General features: G+C 62.9%; 17 protein-coding genes and 1 pseudogene. 9 read left to right on the forward strand and 9 right to left on the reverse strand.

All coding sequences use genetic code 11. From position 1 onward, the window contains the following. Positions 1-15 precede the first annotated feature (15 nt). The 4 genes from AC1DLO_RS08355 to AC1DLO_RS08370 all read left to right on the forward strand — a co-directional run bounded on the left by AC1DLO_RS08355 (position 16) and on the right by AC1DLO_RS08370 (position 2,468). Positions 16-501, forward strand: a complete 486-nt coding sequence (locus AC1DLO_RS08355) for an Lrp/AsnC family transcriptional regulator (protein WP_476889177.1) — start codon at positions 16-18, stop codon at positions 499-501. 147 nt (positions 502-648) lie between these two features. Further along, positions 649-1,335 (forward strand): hypothetical protein, encoded by a 687-nt coding sequence (locus AC1DLO_RS08360; protein WP_476889178.1) that lies wholly within the window; start codon positions 649-651, stop codon positions 1,333-1,335. Between the two features lie 127 nt (positions 1,336-1,462). Beyond that, the gene (locus AC1DLO_RS08365) at positions 1,463-1,876 is read left to right on the forward strand and encodes a DUF4383 domain-containing protein (RefSeq protein WP_476889179.1); all 414 of its coding nucleotides are present in this window, start codon (positions 1,463-1,465) and stop codon (positions 1,874-1,876) included. Positions 1,877-1,904: 28 nt separating this feature from the next. After that, on the forward strand, positions 1,905-2,468 hold the full coding sequence (locus AC1DLO_RS08370; RefSeq protein ID WP_476889180.1) for a hypothetical protein: 564 nt from the start codon (positions 1,905-1,907) through the stop codon (positions 2,466-2,468). A gap of 162 nt (positions 2,469-2,630) precedes the next feature. Here AC1DLO_RS08370 and AC1DLO_RS08375 read toward each other — a convergent pair whose 3' ends face one another. Further along, positions 2,631-4,247: a solute symporter family protein gene (locus AC1DLO_RS08375; RefSeq protein WP_184735929.1), complete on the reverse strand. Its 1,617-nt coding sequence runs from the start codon at positions 4,245-4,247 to the stop codon at positions 2,631-2,633. Next, on the reverse strand, positions 4,244-4,621 hold the full coding sequence (locus tag AC1DLO_RS08380) for a DUF485 domain-containing protein (protein WP_476889287.1): 378 nt from the start codon (positions 4,619-4,621) through the stop codon (positions 4,244-4,246). Before AC1DLO_RS08380 ends, AC1DLO_RS08375 begins: the two co-directional genes overlap by 4 nt. 235 nt (positions 4,622-4,856) lie before the next feature. Between AC1DLO_RS08380 and AC1DLO_RS08385 the strand changes: the two genes are divergently transcribed. From AC1DLO_RS08385 to AC1DLO_RS08400, 4 genes are read left to right on the forward strand one after another with little or no spacing between them, the layout of a single operon-like run. Beyond that, positions 4,857-6,023 carry a sensor histidine kinase gene (locus AC1DLO_RS08385; protein ID WP_476889181.1) on the forward strand — a complete coding sequence of 389 codons (1,167 nt, stop codon included), beginning with the start codon at positions 4,857-4,859 and terminating at the stop codon, positions 6,021-6,023. 15 nt (positions 6,024-6,038) lie between these two features. Beyond that, entirely contained in the window at positions 6,039-6,758 is a 720-nt protein-coding gene (locus tag AC1DLO_RS08390) for a LytR/AlgR family response regulator transcription factor (RefSeq protein ID WP_184735936.1), read from the forward strand. Further along, a complete protein-coding gene (locus AC1DLO_RS08395) occupies positions 6,755-7,117 on the forward strand; it encodes a DUF485 domain-containing protein (protein WP_184735938.1) in 363 nt (120 codons plus the stop codon). Before AC1DLO_RS08390 ends, AC1DLO_RS08395 begins: the two co-directional genes overlap by 4 nt. Further along, complete coding sequence (locus AC1DLO_RS08400; protein ID WP_476889182.1) at positions 7,114-8,589, forward strand: sodium/solute symporter; 1,476 nt, start codon at positions 7,114-7,116, stop codon at positions 8,587-8,589. The genes AC1DLO_RS08395 and AC1DLO_RS08400 overlap by 4 nt, the downstream gene beginning before the upstream one ends. A gap of 89 nt (positions 8,590-8,678) precedes the next feature. Here AC1DLO_RS08400 and AC1DLO_RS08405 read toward each other — a convergent pair whose 3' ends face one another. The 6 genes from AC1DLO_RS08405 to rpsB all read right to left on the reverse strand — a co-directional run bounded on the left by AC1DLO_RS08405 (position 8,679) and on the right by rpsB (position 13,563). Then, positions 8,679-9,263, reverse strand: coding sequence for a DivIVA domain-containing protein (locus tag AC1DLO_RS08405; RefSeq protein WP_476889183.1), 585 nt, complete (start codon positions 9,261-9,263; stop codon positions 8,679-8,681). A gap of 21 nt (positions 9,264-9,284) precedes the next feature. Continuing rightward, on the reverse strand, positions 9,285-10,208 hold the full coding sequence (locus tag AC1DLO_RS08410; protein WP_184735945.1) for a phosphatidate cytidylyltransferase: 924 nt from the start codon (positions 10,206-10,208) through the stop codon (positions 9,285-9,287). After that, complete coding sequence (gene frr, locus AC1DLO_RS08415) at positions 10,208-10,765, reverse strand: ribosome recycling factor (RefSeq protein WP_184735947.1); 558 nt, start codon at positions 10,763-10,765, stop codon at positions 10,208-10,210. The genes AC1DLO_RS08410 and frr overlap by 1 nt, the downstream gene beginning before the upstream one ends. Positions 10,766-10,867: 102 nt before the next feature. Then, positions 10,868-11,605, reverse strand: a complete 738-nt coding sequence (pyrH, locus tag AC1DLO_RS08420; RefSeq protein ID WP_184735949.1) for a UMP kinase — start codon at positions 11,603-11,605, stop codon at positions 10,868-10,870. Positions 11,606-11,750: 145 nt separating this feature from the next. Next, a complete protein-coding gene (tsf, locus tag AC1DLO_RS08425; protein WP_184735951.1) occupies positions 11,751-12,587 on the reverse strand; it encodes a translation elongation factor Ts in 837 nt (278 codons plus the stop codon). A gap of 121 nt (positions 12,588-12,708) precedes the next feature. Then, positions 12,709-13,563 (reverse strand): 30S ribosomal protein S2, encoded by an 855-nt coding sequence (gene rpsB / locus AC1DLO_RS08430; protein WP_184735954.1) that lies wholly within the window; start codon positions 13,561-13,563, stop codon positions 12,709-12,711. A 432-nt stretch (positions 13,564-13,995) separates the two neighbouring features. On the opposite strand from rpsB, the pseudogene AC1DLO_RS08435 reads away from it, so the two are divergent. Then, positions 13,996-14,445 (forward strand): annotated as a pseudogene (locus AC1DLO_RS08435) (M23 family metallopeptidase); the annotation flags it as partial. A 150-nt stretch (positions 14,446-14,595) separates the two neighbouring features. Here AC1DLO_RS08435 and AC1DLO_RS08440 read toward each other — a convergent pair. Then, on the reverse strand, positions 14,596-15,786 hold the full coding sequence (locus tag AC1DLO_RS08440) for an acyl-CoA dehydrogenase family protein (protein WP_476889184.1): 1,191 nt from the start codon (positions 15,784-15,786) through the stop codon (positions 14,596-14,598). Positions 15,787-15,823: the final 37 nt, after the last annotated feature.

A 15,823-nucleotide genomic window follows, 5' to 3' on the forward strand; every position in this document is an offset into this window, starting at 1 on the left:
CTAACGTTGCGCATTATGCAAGCTTTAGATGGCACCGACACTCGACTGCTTTCGGCCATGGCAAAGGACCCACGCGGGACGGTGGTGGCTTTGGCGCAGAAGCTGGGACTATCGCGGAATACGGTCCAGGCACGGATGGCCCAGCTGGAGAAGAAGCATGCATTCCTTTCCTTCGAACGGCGGATCAACCCTGCCGCCCTCGGCTATCCCCTCATGGCGTTCATCTCCGTGCATGTGCAACAGCAGAAGCTCGGACAGCTCGCCCTGGATCTCGCCGAAATCCCGGAAATCCTCGAGGGATATGGGCTCACCGGATCGGCTGACCTGTTGCTGCGGGTTGTAGCGCTCGACGCCGAGGACCTGTTCCGGATCAACGGCAAGATCCTGGCGTGCGACGGCGTGGAAAGAACCGATACCGCGATGTCCATGGGTGAATTGATTCCTTTCCGGGTGCAGCCATTGTTGAATCGGACTACCAAGACGGTGCTACGCACCAACTGAGCCCGGCAGCGGGCGCGAACGAAGCCCTCGGATTGCCTTGCTCCCCGCCGCAATGTGCGATTTGATGCAGGTGGACGCCTTGGGGGCCGGCTGGCGGCTTCCGTCCGGTTGGCGGCGCTGGGCCTGGTCGCCGGGAAGGGAACCACCATGAGCACCCCGCACGTTCCGCCGCAGCCGAACAATGACCCCCACGCCGTCCCGCCGACGCCGGGAACCGAGGCTCCCCCATATGGCGCACCGTCTCCCTACGCCCCACCGGGCTACGGCACCCCCTCCCCGTACGCCCCGCCAGGGCAGTACGCCGTCCCGGGACAATATCCCGGCGCTGGACAATATCCCGGCGCTGGACAATTTCCCGGCGCTGGACAAGGCCCTGGACCATACGGCCTGCCGTATCCGCCGCCCGCCAAAAACCGAAAGCTCCTTTGGATCATTCTCGGAGTGGTGGGCGCGGTTCTAGTGCTGATTGTCGTGGGGGTTATTGTGCTGGTGAATGTGGTGGGAAGCGCCACCAACAAGGCCACGGCTGTCTCAGACGATTTCACGCGGCTGATCGTGAGTGGCCAAAGCGCGCAGGCCTACGACCAGTACATGCACCCATCCCTCACCAAAAGCTTGCCTAAGGCGGAATTCGTTGCCGACGTAGCTGGCCTTCGACTGGATAACAGCTGCAAGCCCCATTACGACTCCGTGATGGTGAATTCAGTCAATGGCTCCAGCACGGCCAACGTCGCGGGAACCCTGCAATGCCAGGGTAAGAACTTCGAATTCAGGTACAGCTTCGTGGGCAACGACCTGAAGATGAACGCCATCCGCCTCCAGCCCCAAGGCTAGTGCGGAAAAATTCTCCACCATCCACCCATCCATGAAGCCACGCGGTCCGAATATCTGGTTGAGAGCCCCGTCCGGGGTTTCGAACACAGGCCGGATGCAAACCCGGCCATACCGGAAGGTTTGGACCATGCGCACTTCGCCCAACCGCCTGATTGCCACCATCTTTGGCGCCGTCTACCTGCTCGTGGGTGTCGTTGGTTTCTTCGTCACCTCAGGGATTGGATTCTTCGCTACCGAGGGTGCCAACCTGATCATCTTTGCGGTAAATCCCTTGCACAACATCATTCACCTTGCCATCGGTGGAGCACTGCTCTACGCGGGCATGAACAGCACCGTGCTGTCCAAGACCGTCAACACCACGGTCGGCGGCGTCTATTTGCTGGTCGGCATCCTCGGCCTGTTCCTCGTGGGTTCCGCGCTGAATATCATTGCCCTTAACGGCGCGGACAACGTCCTGCACCTTGCCAGCGCGGTGGTGCTTCTCGGCGTCGGCCTCTCCCAGGACAAGGTTCCGGCCAGCGCCGCCAAGGCCCACGCCTAAAGACCTCGAAACCGGGAAGGAGCCGTCGGTGTCAACCCAAGCAGCGACGTCCGTGGGAGCAACGACAGGCGCATCCATCACCCTGTTTTCGTGTTTCGCGGGAATGGGGGCCGGCCTCGTGGAGCTTTCCATCGCATCAAGCTACATTTCGAGCCGGGGACCCCTCATGTGGGCGGGCGGTATCTTCGCGGCTTGGGGCCTGGCCCTGCTCGCGGGCTCGATTGCGAGCCTGCAGCGCGGACGGCTCCGGTTCCGCAGGGCGACAACCGTCGGACTTATCGCAGCCGTGCTGGTCCACGTAGCCGTGCTAGTGGCCGGAATGGCCCAAAGATTGCTCGACGGCGGTCACCTGGCGGCACTTTTCCTTGTCCTCATGGCATTGGGATCATCTACGTGGCTCGCGCGCAGGTACCGCGACGACGGCGGCGGAACGGCTGCGGTTCCCCCACGGACCGGTGCGCTTGTGGCGGCAGCCTTTGCCGCCGCCGTCGTGGTCGCAGCAGTGACGACGCCGGGGCTGGCCGCCTCGGTGGCCGGGCAGCATGCCGTCCCGCACGGAGGGCATTCCGTGCCGAGCGGGCACAACCACTGACGCTCCCAATTCACCAGCAGGATTCCTTCCTGCACCAATGAATGCCCGGATGCTCGCTCACCTTTGGGTGAAAAATACGGATCCCTCCTGCAGATCTTCTTCTGCAGGAGGGATCCCCCATTTGGCCTTATTTGTGAGCGAGCGTTGGTTCGGCAGGAACGCCTAGTGATTCACCGCTTTCTCGGCTCCTATGCCAGTCAGGGAACGGACTTCCATCTCTGCCTGCTTCGCCGTGTCTTCGCGCCTCTTGTCCAGCACGGTACCGAGCCAGCCAAGCAGGAAGGCGAGCGGAATGGACACGATTCCGGGGTTGCTCAACGGGAAGATCGCGAAGTTGGCGCCCGGGATCATGGATGTCTTGGCACCGGAAACCACGGGCGACAACGCGATCAGGATGATGGCCGCTGCGAGGCCACCGTACATGCTCCACGTGGCTCCCTGCGTGGTGAACTTCTTCCAGAACAGGGAGTAGACGATGGTCGGCAGATTGGCCGATGCCGCTACCGCAAAGGCGAGCGCCACGAGGAAGGCGACATTCTGCCCATTGGCAAAGATGCCACCGAGGATCGCAAGGACCCCGATGACCACCACCGTCCGGCGTGCCACTTTGACCTCGGTCCCCGCATCGGCCTTGCCCTTGGAAATCACGTTCGCATAGATGTCGTGGGCGAACGACGCAGCTGCCGTGATGGTCAAGCCGGCCACCACCGCAAGGATCGTGGCGAACGCGACGGCGGAAATGAAGCCCAGCAGCAACGGTCCGCCGAGGTGGAACGCGAGGAGCGGCGCAGCGGAATTGACGCCGCCCGGAGCGGACTTGATGGTGTCCGCGCCAACGAGTGCCGCGGCCCCGTAGCCGAGGACCAGGGTGAACAGGTAGAACAAACCGATCAGCCAGATGGACCAGACCACCGATTTGCGGGCTTCCTTGGCGGTAGGCACGGTGTAGAAGCGCATGAGGACGTGCGGCAGGGCGGCCGTGCCCAAGACCAATGCCAGGCCGAGGGACATGAAGTCCAGCTTGGAGGTTTCAGTCTTGCCGTACTGCAGGCCGGGGTTCAGAACGTTGGGGTTCTTGGCGGAATCTGCTGCAGCACCCAACAGGTTCGACAGGTTGAAACCGTAGATGGAAAGCACCCAGAGCGTCATGACGGCTGCCCCGCAAATGAGCAGGACGGCTTTGATGATCTGCACCCAGGTGGTGCCCTTCATACCACCGATCAGCACGTACACGATCATCAGGGCGCCGACGACGACGATCACCAGGGCTTGTCCGCCCCAGTCGCTGATGCCCAAGAGCAAGGAAATCAGGCTTCCTGCGCCAGCCATCTGTGCCAGCAGGTAGAAGAAGCAGACAGCCAGGGTGGACAGGGCCGCGGCGATCCGCACCGGGCGCTGGCGCAGCCGGAAGGAAAGCACATCGGCCATGGTGAACTTGCCCGTGTTGCGCAGCAGCTCGGCCACCAGCAGCAACGCCACGAGCCAGGCCACCAGGAATCCGATGGAGTACAGGAAGCCGTCATAGCCATTGACGGCGATGGCTCCGGTAATTCCCAGGAACGACGCCGCGGAGAGGTAGTCGCCGGCGATCGCGGTCCCGTTCTGGGAGCCGGTGAACGAGCGTCCAGCGGCGTAGTAGTCCGCAGCCGTCTTGTTGTTCCGGCTGGCCCGGAAAACGATCACCATGGTGACCAGGACAAACAGGGCAAAAATGCCCATGTTCAAGAGTGTGGTGTCCTTAAGTGCGGCAACATTGACCATCGGGACCATGGCGCTCATTGTGCCGCCCCTCTCACAGCGCTGCCCTTGTCGAATTCATGTCCCTCGATCTCGTTCCGGATTTCTGCGGCGACCGGGTCCAGCCTCCGGTTGGAGTAGTGAACGTACCAGCCCGTAATTCCGAAAGTTGAGACGAACTGCAGCAGGCCCAAGACCAGGCCGACGTTGATGTTGCCCCACAGCTTGGTGGACATGAAGCCCACCGCGTAGTCAGCCAGCAGGACGTAAGCGAAGTACCAAAGCAGGAATGCGATGGCCATTGGAAAGACAAAACTGCGGTGGCGCTTGCGTAGCTCCTGAAACTGCGCCGTTTGCTGGACTTCCTGGAAATCCACGGACGCCGCTGCGTCCGGTGTCTGGGCCTCGTTACCCATGGCTTCCTCCTGGTTGTGAATGTCTACATCGACCACACACTCCTAGCCAATGTGACTGGAATCACTATTCACCGGGCGGCTGCACCACTTCCAGATCCATAGGCACAGGTATCGCCCAGCGGACACGTTGCTGCGCCGAACGGCGCCGCTGGCGGCGACTGAATCGGCACAGCGCTCGACGGCGGGAAAGCCAGGGCGGCAGCGCCGTCGCGGGCGGATTCGCTACTCTTGCTCCATGCCGGATTCCCCGCTCGTCACCGCCGCCGCGATCGCCGTCATCGTGCTCGCCGTGGCGGTCGCCGTCGGGGTGGGCCTCAAAGTCATCCGTTCCTTCCGTGAGCTGGGCACGGACGCCGAGAGGGCCACCTACCAAACCCTCCACGCGGCGTCGCGCGCTGGGCAGCACCTGCGCACGGGTCTCCAGTCCGCCGGAGCCGCCAAGGCGAGCAAGCAATTGCGCTCCCTGCTCGGCTGCGACGCCCTTGCCATCACGGACACTGAATCAGTCCTTGCCTGGGACGGCGCAGCGGAAGAACTGAAAGCCGCGTTGATGGGGCTCGCCGCGGGAGTGCTCTCCGATGGACGTACGGTGGTCGTATCCGCATCGCGCGAGCTGAACGCCGTGATTGCGCCGATCCGGGCCGGGAACCGCGTGGTGGGAGCCGTTGCCGCCTTCGCTCCGCAAACCGGTGCAGGGCTGGTCCGGGCTACCGGCGAACTCGCGGACTGGGTGGCCGTACAAGTGGAACTGGCCGAGCTGGATGCTTCCCGTACCTTGCTCATGGAGGCCGAAGTCCGGGCCTTGCGCGCGCAGATCAGCCCCCACTTTATCTACAACTCACTTAACGCGATCGCATCGTTCATCAACACCGATCCCGCCAGGGCCCGGGAGCTGGTGGTGGAGTTCGCCGACTTCACCCGGTACTCCTTTCGGCGCCATGGCGATTTCACCACCTTGGCCGAGGAACTTCGGAGCATCGACCGCTACCTGCTGTTGGAGAAGGCGCGTTTCGGGGATCGGGTGCAGGTGAGCCTCAGGATCGCACCGGAAGTGCTGAGCACGGTGATTCCGTTCCTGAGCCTTCAGCCCCTTGTGGAAAACGCCGTGCGCCACGGGCTTGAAGCGAAGGAAGGACCGGGGCACATCACCATCTGCGCCAATGATTCCGGGGCCTTCGCCGAAGTCACCATCGAAGACGACGGAGTGGGGATCGATCCGGAACACCTGCGCACCGTGCTGGCCGGCCACGCCGATGGCGAGCATGTTGGATTACGAAACGTCGATTCCCGTCTCCGGCAGGTTTATGGCGACGAACACGGCTTGGTCATCGAGACCGCGCCGGGAGAAGGCACCTTGATCACCATGCGCGTGCCCAAGTCCCAGCCGAGCCATGATGCCTGACGCTAATCTATAACCATGATCAACGTACTCGTCGCCGACGACGAGCTCCCCGCCGTTGAAGAACTCGCTTTCCTGCTCAGGAAAGACGAGCGCATCGGTACCATCCACCGCGCAGCCTCGGGCGCCGAAGCCCTCCGCGCCCTCGAAACCGAATCCGTGGACGCCGTCTTCCTGGACATCCATATGCCAGCGCTTTCCGGCCTGGACATCGCCCGCGCCATCGCGCACAGCGGGCACCCACCCGCCGTCGTCTTCGTCACTGCCGACGAAGACTGCGCTCTTGAGGCGTTCGAACTGGCCGCCGTCGACTATCTGCTGAAGCCGGTGCGGGCGGAGCGCCTGGCCCGGTCCATCAGCCGCATCAGCGAACTCATCAAGGACGGAAGCAAGGTCCCGGAGATGATCACGGTTGACCAGGGAGGGACCACCCGGATGATCCGGCGCGACGACGTCAGCTATGTCCAGGCCCAGGGAGACTACGCCCGCTTGCACACCGCAGAGGCGAGCTACTTGATCCGTGTGCCGTTGAGCGACCTCGAACAGCAATGGGCAGAAGCCGGATTCATTCGCATCCATCGCTCCTACCTGATGTCCCTCAACCACGTGGGGCACATGAAACTGGCCGCGGCGCGCCCCAGCGTCACGGTGGCCGGGGCCGAATTGCCGATCAGCCGCAGGCATCTTCCATCCGTGCGGGACAAACTCGAAGCCACTCGGATCCGGCCACAAGCATGACCCGGGTCAGGGTCACGGCCCCGCGGCAAGCGGCCAGGGTAGCGCCGACGCGTCCATACCGCTCGCGCGAAGCTGCGGAGGACTCCGACGTCGGGCAGGTCTTCGTCAGGTCCCTGATCCGTTCCCAGTTGCGCCTCGCAGTGGTGGTGGCTTCAGGTTTCCTGCTGGTGCTGGCGGCCTACGGTTTCATGGTGGCGCTGGTCCCGGACCTCGCGCGAATGCGGATCCTCGACATCCCCGTCAGTTGGATCATCCTCGGAGTAGCGCTCTACCCGGTCATCGGGCTGAGTGCGTGGCTGTACAACCGGTCAGCGGCAAGGAACGAAGCCCGCTACCGCGACCTTGTGGAGGAGAAGTGAATCCTGCCGTCGGCCTCGCGGCCTTTGTGGGCGTGGCATTCGCGACGGCGGCGATCGGCTTCTACGGCCTGCGCATTTCGCGCACCACGGGCGACTTTTACGTGGCATCGCGCACTGTCAGGCCTTGGTGGAACGCTTCGGCGATCGGCGGTGAATACCTGTCCGCAGCGAGCTTCCTTGGCGTCGCGGGGTTGATCCTGTTAACCGGAACAGACGCCCTCTGGTTCCCGGTAGGCTACACCGCCGGCTACCTCATGCTGCTGCTGTTCGTCGCCGCTCCTTTGCGCCGATCAGGCGCCTACACGATCCCGGATTTCACGGAAGCCAGGCTCGAGTCCAAAGCCGTCCGCCGCGTCACGAGCCTCGTGGTGGTGGCCGTCGGATGGCTCTACATTGTGCCGCAACTGCACGGCGCCGGCCTCACCATCCGGATCAGCACGGGTTTGCCGTCCTGGGTTGGCTCGATCGCCGTCATCGTGGTGGTGTGCCTGACCGTGGTGGCCGGCGGCATGCGCTCCATCACTTTCGTGCAAGCCTTTCAGTACTGGCTCAAATTGACCGCTTTGGCCGTCCCGGTCGTGTTCCTGTTGATGCACCAGTCCGACGTCGGCACCCCGGCCCTGGCGGAGGCCTCCAGCAATCCCACGGGCCTTCCTGCGGCAGGGCTGTACCAGACCGTTTCTCTTCTGGTGGCGCTGCTCTTCGGAACGCTTGGACTCCCCCACGTCCTGGTCCGCTTCTATACGAACCCGGACGGCCAATCGGCCCGCCGCACAACCCTCATTGTCTTGGGGCTGCTGTCAGTTTTCTATATGTCCCCGACGGCGTGCGGCCTGTTGGGCAGGGTCTTCGCACCGGAGCTTGCCCGCAACGGACAACCGGACGCCTTGGTCCTGCTGCTGCCCGGAAAGCTGCTGGGCGGCGTGGCCGGCGATCTGCTCTCGGCATTGGTGGTGGCCGGAGCGTTTGCAGCGTTCCTCTCGACGACGTCAGGACTGGTGGTCTCGCTGGCCGGCGTCATCAGCCAGGACCTTCTGGGTGGAAGCGTGCGTGGATTCCGGGTCGCGGCACTCCTCGCCGCCGTCGTGCCCTTGGCTTTTGCGTTCACCGCGGATTCGACGGCCCTCGCTGGCAGCGTGGGGCTGGTCTTCGCCTTTACGGCCTCCACCATCTGTCCCGTCCTGCTGTTAGGCATTTGGTGGCGTGGCCTGAGCGACGCCGGCGCGATTGCCGGCATGCTGACCGGGGCGGTCCTCTGTGGGGGTGCGCTGGCGGCGGGCACGTTCATGGGTTCGTCTGTTGCGCCGGCATGGCTTGCGCAGCCTGCGGCTTGGACCGTGCCGGCCGCATTTGGTGTGATGGTGTTGGTCTCGCGGGCTACGAAACACCGGGTTCCCGGGACCGTGACCCGGCTGATGACACGGCTTCACGTCCCGGAACGGCCCGTGGCCACGGAACGCCAGCGCCGCTGAAGGATCCCGACATTCATCGAAGGACGCCACAGCCTGTCCGGGCCTGCTGGTCGAGGCCAACTAGTCTGAGTCCAGCTAGTCGGGGCCAGTTAGTCGATGGCCGCCATGAGTTCGACCACCCTGTCCAGGAACGCATCCACTTGGGCTTCTTCGTAGCCGTCGTGCCCTTTGGCCTCGGAGAAGGCTGCTCGGCGGACGTTGTCGACGCTCAGCGGTTTGTCATTCTCCAGGTAGCCGATCAAGGAAACGCACAGGGCATCGACCTCGGCAATGTTGTAGCTGCGCGCACGCTTCTTCTCCGGCCGGCGGAAACGTTCGCCATCAGGCCGGTGCAAGCGGCCCCGCAACACTCCGGAGAGTTTTCCGATCTTGAGCAGCCAGGCTTCCTCGCCTTCGGCCGCTATCAGCTCGTCACGTTCCCGACGGGCGAAGGCATCTTCCAGGCGATCCAGGGCGGCATCCACGGCAGCGGCGTCGTAGCCGCCTTTGACGGGATCGAAAGAAACAGCACGGACATCGTTGCTGCCGATTTTCTCCGATCCTTCTGCCCGGTTTTCAAACGACAGCCGGGCACGCTGGAAGAACTGGTCTACTTGCTTGGCGTTGTAGCCGTACTTGCTACGCTCCACTCGCTCAAATGCTGCGGGGATCTGGCGACGAATGTCCACTGCCACTGCTTTCCTTCTGGGTGGTTGTCAGGCGCCGCTCAACAGCGCGAAAAGAATAAATGCTGCCGGAGCCGCGAAGACGATCGAGTCGAGGCGGTCCATGACCCCGCCATGCCCGGGCAGGATGCTGCTCATGTCCTTGACGCCGAGTTCCCGTTTGACCATGGATTCCGCGAGGTCACCAGCGGTAGCCGCAGCCACCATGCCGACAGCTAGCACCACGCCGACCCACCAGGGCCTTCCGAGGACGAAAACGCTGGCGAGTATCCCGATGACCATGGCTCCTGCCACCGAGCCTCCGAAGCCTTCCCAGGACTTTTTGGGGCTGATCTTGGGAGCCATCGGGTGCTTGCCGAACAATGCGCCCACGAGGTACCCAAAGGTGTCGTTGGACACCACCAGCAACAGCATGACCGCAATCTGCCAGGCACCTGCCGGTACTTGTCCACCGGGCCAGGGACCCGCCGTCGTCGCACCCCCGCTGGCGTGGAGCGGCAAGATGGCAAAGCTGATCAGAAAGGGCACCCAAGCGAGGGTGAAAATTCCGGCAAAGACGCTACGGGGAGCTCCAGCGGCGCTTTCGAGGGAACGCCAGAGCAGGACGGCCGTGCCGCTGAGCGCCATGGCGAAGAGCAGGCTCTCAGAGCCGCCGAAATAGGCCGCCAACGGCATTGCCACGGTGCCGGTCATCACGGGGATAATCGGCATCCGGGTCCCCTGGCCTTCGAGCGCGCGGAAAATCTCCCACACACCGAGAACCGCGAATGCGGTGGTGAGGAGGACGAACCCCAGCGGCAGGAACAGCAGGCCGCCGAGAACGGCAAAGAGCATGGCAAGCCCGACGCCGATGGCGGCCGGAAGATTCCTTCCCGCCTTGGGCGTCGGGTTGCCCCGTTGGCGCCTGGCGCGTGTGGGAATTCCCTGCGCGGGCGCCGGCTCAGCCTCGCTCATCAGACCTCGAGCAGCTCGGCTTCCTTGCGCTTGAGGAGCTCGTCGATGCCGTCGACGTGGGCCTTCGTGATGGCGTCGAGTTCCTTTTCGCCCCGGGCGCCTTCGTCTTCGCCGGCTTCGCCATCCTTGACGAGCTTGTCCAAGGAGTCCTTGGCCTTGCGTCGGATGCTTCGGATGGTGACCTTCGCGTCCTCACCCTTGCCCTTGACGATCTTGACGTATTCCTTGCGGCGTTCCTGGGTGAGCTCAGGGATGGTGATCCGGATGACGTTGCCGTCGTTGGACGGGTTCGCGCCTACCTCGGAGTCGCTCAAAGCCCGTTCGATGTCGCGCATCGCGGTCTTGTCGTAGGGGGTGATCAGGATGGTCCTGGCGTCCGGAATAGCGAAAGAAGCCAGCTGCTGCAGCGGCGTGGGAGTGCCGTAGTATTCCACGATCACCTTGTTGTAGAGCCCGGGGTTGGCACGACCAGTACGGATCGTCGCGAAATCCTCTTTGGCTACCTCGACCGCCTTGTCCATCTTTTCGCCGGCTTCGAGCAAGGTTTCCTCGATCATGGTTTCTCCTCAGAAATAGTCGCGCCCCGTTCCACGGGCCGCGATGCACAGTAAATTTCCGCCCCTGCGGGCGGAAGAGTCCTAGAAATATCCTAGCCCTTGCTAGGGAGTGACCAGGGTGCCCAGTTTTTCGCCGAGGATGGCCCGGGTGACGTTCCCTTCGCCTTCCATACCGAAGACCACCATGGACAAATCGTTGTCCTTGCACATGGTCATGGCGGTCTGGTCCATGACGCGGATGTCACGCCGCAGGGCGTCGTCATAGCTGAGCTTTTCCAGCTTCTCAGCGGTGGGATCCTTCTTGGGATCCGCGGTGTAAACGCCATCCACACCGCTCTTCGCCATGAGGACCACGTCGGCATGAACTTCGAGCGCACGCTGGGCGGCAACAGTGTCAGTAGAGAAATACGGAAGTCCGGCGCCCGCACCGAAGATGACCACGCGGCCCTTCTCCATGTGGCGGATGGCGCGGCGGGGAATGTAGGCCTCGGCCACCTGGCCCATGGTGATGGCGCTCTGGACGCGGGTCTCGACACCCGCTTGCTCCAGGAAGTCCTGAAGGGCCAGGCAGTTCATCACGGTGCCTAGCATTCCCATGTAATCGGCACGGGAACGGTCCATGCCGCTCTGGGACAGCTCGGCGCCGCGGAAGAAGTTGCCGCCGCCCACGACAATTGCCACCTCGACTTCGGAAACAGCTGCGGCAATCTGCTTGGCGATGGCGCGGACGGTTTCCGGGTCTACACCGAGCTTTCCGCCGCCGATGACCTCACCGGACAGCTTCAGCAACACTCGGCGGCGGGTCTTTCCGGGCTGGATTGCAGTGTTCTCGGTTTCCATGGTGCCTTCCCGTTTGTGGACTCTGGCTAGATTATCTTGCTGGGGGCCGGGCAGAAAGCTACCGAATGTAGATGCACTCGGTGCGGGCCCGCCATTGCATGCAAAAGGGGCGGCCACCGCAGTGACCACCCCTTTTGAAGTCTTACTAGTTTCCTACGCGGAAACGAGCGACTGCGGTTGCCTTGACGCCGGCCTCTTCGAGGACCTGGGCAACGGTCTTCTTGGAGTCCTTGGCGAATGCCTGGTCCAGGAGAACCTCACCCTTGTAGAAGCCCGTCACGCGGCCTTCCACGATCTTGGTGAGAGCAGCTTCCGGCTTGCCTTCAGCCTTGGCGGTCTCTTCCGCGATGCGGCGCTCGGACTCGACCAGTTCGGCCGGGACGTCTTCGCGGCTCAGGTAGTTCGGAGCCATGGCTGCAACGTGGACGGCAACGTCGTGAGCCGCGGTAGCGGCGGCGTCGCCCTCGCCCTCAACGGCGAACAGGACGCCGACCTGAGCCGGGAGGTCCTTGGAGGTCTTGTGCAGGTAAGCGTCAACGGTGCCGCCTTCAATGCGGGCGATGCGGCGAACGACGACCTTCTCGCCGAGGACTGCGCCCTCTTCGACGACAACCTCCGAAAGGGGCTTGCCGTCGACGTCGATGGCCAGCAGGGTCTCGAGGTCGGCAGCGCCGGACTCGACAGCGACGGCCAGGACCTTGTCGGCCAGCTGGATGAACTTGTCAGCCTTGGCGACGAAGTCGGTCTCGCAGTTGACCTCGATCATCACGCCAACGCCGTCGGTGACCTTGGCTGCAACCAGGCCTTCCGCGGTGGAACGGCCTTCACGCTTGGTAGCGCCCTTGAGGCCCTTGATGCGGATGATCTCGATGGCCTTCTCGGCGTCGCCGTTGGCCTCGTCAAGAGCCTTCTTGACGTCCATCATGCCGGCGCCCGTGCGCTCGCGCAGGGCCTTGATGTCAGCAGCAGTGTAGTTCGCCATGTGAACCCCTCTGTCTAGAAATTTATGTGTTTACGGACTGACAGGACGGCAGCCCACCTGGTGGGCCACCATCCTGTCAGTAGCTCCCCGCACTGATTTCCGGTGCAGGAAAGGTCCGGATTTACTTGTCTGCTTCGGCTTCGCCGGCAGCAGCTTCGGTGGCTTCGGCGGCCGGGGCTTCCGTAGCTTCCGCAGCCTGAGCTTCGGCCTTGCTGCCTTCGAGGAGCTCGCGCTCCCACTCAGCCAGGGGCTCTTCCGGAGCCTCAGCTGCACCGGTGGCGCGCTGGTTGCGGGCGATGAGGCCCTCAGCAACAGCGTCGGCAACCACGCGGGTCAGCAGGTTTACGGAGCGGATGGCGTCATCGTTGCCCGGAATCGGGAAATCAACTTCGTCGGGGTCACAGTTGGTGTCCAGGATGGCAACAACCGGGATGTTCAGCTTCTTGGCTTCGTCAACAGCAAGGTGTTCCTTCTTCGTGTCAACAACCCACAGAACGGAAGGAGCCTTGGTCAGGTTGCGGATACCACCCAGGTTGGTTTCCAGCTTGGTGAGCTCACGCTTGAGGAGCAAGAGCTCCTTCTTGGTGTAACCGGAGCCGGCAACGTCCTCGAAGTTGATCTCTTCGAGTTCCTTCATGCGCTGGATGCGCTTGGCAACGGTCTGGAAGTTGGTGAGCATACCGCCCAACCAACGCTGGTTGACGTACGGCTGGCCAACGCGGGTAGCCTGCTCAGCAATTGCTTCCTGGGCCTGCTTCTTGGTGCCGACGAACAGGACCGTGCCGCCGTGGGCGACAGTAGCCTTGACGAACTCGAAAGCGCGGTCGATGTAGGACAGCGACTGCTGAAGGTCAATGATGTAGATGCCGTTGCGCTCCGTGAAGATGAAGCGCTTCATCTTCGGGTTCCAACGACGGGTCTGGTGTCCAAAGTGGACGCCGCTGTCAAGCAGCTGGCGCATAGTTACGACGGGCATGCCGACGCTCCTTCCGGCAGGTCATTCATGAGAGAGCCACACGGGCCGCTCTTACCCTGCCAATAGTTGACGGTTATTTAGCCGGGCCCGAACGGGCCTTGGCTCCTGGCATCCATTGCACTTCTCATCCGGCCAATGACTCTCCGGACCGCAAGAGCACAATCCTCCGCAGCATTGAATCCGTACGGATTCGCAGTTGGAGGGTTGGATACGCGTAGTCAGCCTGGAGCCCCCGCGCAACTGAATGAGACGCGCTTCTAAACAAGCTTGAGGGCACAGCAAACTGCTCCACCTAGTGTACTACAGCGCCCCCAGACTCTTGACCGCAATCGCGCTGACTCCAGGCTCCGCGCGCCTGCGCTTTTTCGCAGGTTTTCCACATAGTGGATCTTGCGGCTTTCCGGACTCCCCAGGCTGACGAAGGCTTATTCCATGAGAACGGCAAATCTTCTGGCCTACCTACTCTTGGTGCTCGCTTTGGGTGCAACGCCTGCCGCTGCCGCTCCGGGAGCCGGTGCAGCCACCGCCAGCCCCCGCGCGGACTGGGCGTGGCCGCTCTCCCCCAAGCCCGCCGTCCTGCGTACTTTCGATCCTCCGGACAAACCCTGGCTGAGCGGACACCGCGGCGTCGATTTGCAAGCGGCCGACGGCGCCTCGGTCGCCGCTCCCTCGAACGGCACCGTGAGCTTCGTAGGTGTTGTGGTGGACAGGCCCGTGATCGTGATCGACCACGCCGGAGGGCTCCGCAGCAGCTTTGAACCCGTGAGCAGCGAACTCAAGGAGGGCGCCGCTGTCATAAGGGGTCAGACAATCGGCGTGGTCAAGGCCGGTCATTGCTCCGCTTCGCCTTGCCTCCACTGGGGTGTGCGGCGCGGGGAAGACTACGTCAACCCGCTTGCCTTCGTTACCGATATGCGCCCGTCCGTGTTGCTGCCACTGGAGTTGCCGCTAGACCGGCGCACGGCGTCCAAGACCGTGAACCGGACGGAGGATCACCTTTCCCTCATGGACCGTGACGCCGCTCGCGGGCGGTTAAACGATGGCGGAAATCCCGGTGATGGCCCGCCCTGTGACGAGGGTGTTGATTTCGTGGGTGCCTTCGTAGGAGTAGATTGCCTCGGCGTCGGCGAAGATCTTGGCCATCTCAAAGTCCGTGACAATGCCGTTGCCGCCCAGAATGCCGCGGCCCAGGGCAACGCTTTCGCGCATGCGAGACGTGGTGAAGGCTTTCGCCAACGCGGATTGCTCATCCTTGGCCACTCCGGCGTCCTCGAGCTGCGCGAGCCGAACCATCATGCCCATGGAGCTGACCGTATTGCCCAGGATCTGCACCAGTTGTTGCTGCACCAATTGGAACGAGGCCAAGGGCCTCCCGAACTGAAAACGCTCCACCGCGTAGCGGCGGGCGACGTCGAATGCTGCAAGCTGCTGCCCCACGGCTTGCCAGGCGACCGACAACCGTGTCACTTTGAGGACCTTGTTGGTGCCCCGGAAGCTGTTGGCATTGGCCAGTTTGAAGAAGTCGGGGACTACCACGTTCTCGAGGGTGATATCGGCGTTCTGGACGGTCCTCAGCGAGATCTTGTTTTCGATCTTGGTGGCGCTGAATCCCGGGAGACGCGTGTCCACCATGAAACCTTTGACCTGGTTGTCGGCGAGGTCGCGGGCGAAAATCACTACCCAGTCGGAGAACGTGGCGTTGCCGATCCAGCGCTTGGCTCCGTTGAGGATCCAGTTGTCGCCGTCGCGGCGGGCGGTGGTCCTGGTGCCGCCCGCGACGTCCGAACCACCCAAGGGCTCGGTGAGTCCAAAGGCTCCGATTTTCTTGAGGGAGTAAACGTCCGGCAGCCACGCATCTTGTTGCTCTTGGGACGCCAGAGCCTCGATCGAACCAGTGAACAAGCCGTCGTGGACGCCCATGAACGTCGCAATGGACGCATCGGCGCGGGTTGCCTCTGCGTGGACGAGGCCGGCGAAAACATTGGAATAGCCTTGCCGCCTTACCGGGCTGACCAAGTCGATCTCAGCCAGCTTCGGGATCAGCTCCATGGGGAACTCCCCACGGTTCCAGCAATCGACGGCAATCGGCTTGACCTCACGGGAAAGGAAAGCCCGAATCTCGGCCAGCCGGTCCTGCTCCTTGGCCGTGAGTAACTGCTCAAAGCCGTAGAAGTCGCCGTCGGCGTACGGGAGGTTCTCGAGGTCGATTGCTGCCTTGGACATGGCGCTCCTTTTGCATAAGTTACTGGTGAGTAACTTA

The sequence above is a fragment of the Arthrobacter sp. 01T419 genome (assembly GCF_056398865.1).

What these genes read in the sequence shown, in the direction of transcription:
- AC1DLO_RS08355 (WP_476889177.1), top strand. Translation starts at nt 16, where the DNA reads ATGCAAGCTTTAGATGGCACCGACACTCGACTGCTTTCGGCCATGGCA.
- AC1DLO_RS08360 (WP_476889178.1), top strand. Translation starts at nt 649, where the DNA reads ATGAGCACCCCGCACGTTCCGCCGCAGCCGAACAATGACCCCCACGCC.
- AC1DLO_RS08365 (WP_476889179.1), top strand. Translation starts at nt 1,463, where the DNA reads ATGCGCACTTCGCCCAACCGCCTGATTGCCACCATCTTTGGCGCCGTC.
- AC1DLO_RS08375 (WP_184735929.1), bottom strand. Translation starts at nt 4,247, where the DNA reads ATGAGCGCCATGGTCCCGATGGTCAATGTTGCCGCACTTAAGGACACC.
- AC1DLO_RS08380 (WP_476889287.1), bottom strand. Translation starts at nt 4,621, where the DNA reads ATGGGTAACGAGGCCCAGACACCGGACGCAGCGGCGTCCGTGGATTTC.
- AC1DLO_RS08385 (WP_476889181.1), top strand. Translation starts at nt 4,857, where the DNA reads ATGCCGGATTCCCCGCTCGTCACCGCCGCCGCGATCGCCGTCATCGTG.
- AC1DLO_RS08390 (WP_184735936.1), top strand. Translation starts at nt 6,039, where the DNA reads ATGATCAACGTACTCGTCGCCGACGACGAGCTCCCCGCCGTTGAAGAA.
- AC1DLO_RS08395 (WP_184735938.1), top strand. Translation starts at nt 6,755, where the DNA reads ATGACCCGGGTCAGGGTCACGGCCCCGCGGCAAGCGGCCAGGGTAGCG.
- AC1DLO_RS08410 (WP_184735945.1), bottom strand. Translation starts at nt 10,208, where the DNA reads ATGAGCGAGGCTGAGCCGGCGCCCGCGCAGGGAATTCCCACACGCGCC.
- frr (WP_184735947.1), bottom strand. Translation starts at nt 10,765, where the DNA reads ATGATCGAGGAAACCTTGCTCGAAGCCGGCGAAAAGATGGACAAGGCG.
- pyrH (WP_184735949.1), bottom strand. Translation starts at nt 11,605, where the DNA reads ATGGAAACCGAGAACACTGCAATCCAGCCCGGAAAGACCCGCCGCCGA.
- tsf (WP_184735951.1), bottom strand. Translation starts at nt 12,587, where the DNA reads ATGGCGAACTACACTGCTGCTGACATCAAGGCCCTGCGCGAGCGCACG.
- rpsB (WP_184735954.1), bottom strand. Translation starts at nt 13,563, where the DNA reads ATGCCCGTCGTAACTATGCGCCAGCTGCTTGACAGCGGCGTCCACTTT.
- AC1DLO_RS08440 (WP_476889184.1), bottom strand. Translation starts at nt 15,786, where the DNA reads ATGTCCAAGGCAGCAATCGACCTCGAGAACCTCCCGTACGCCGACGGC.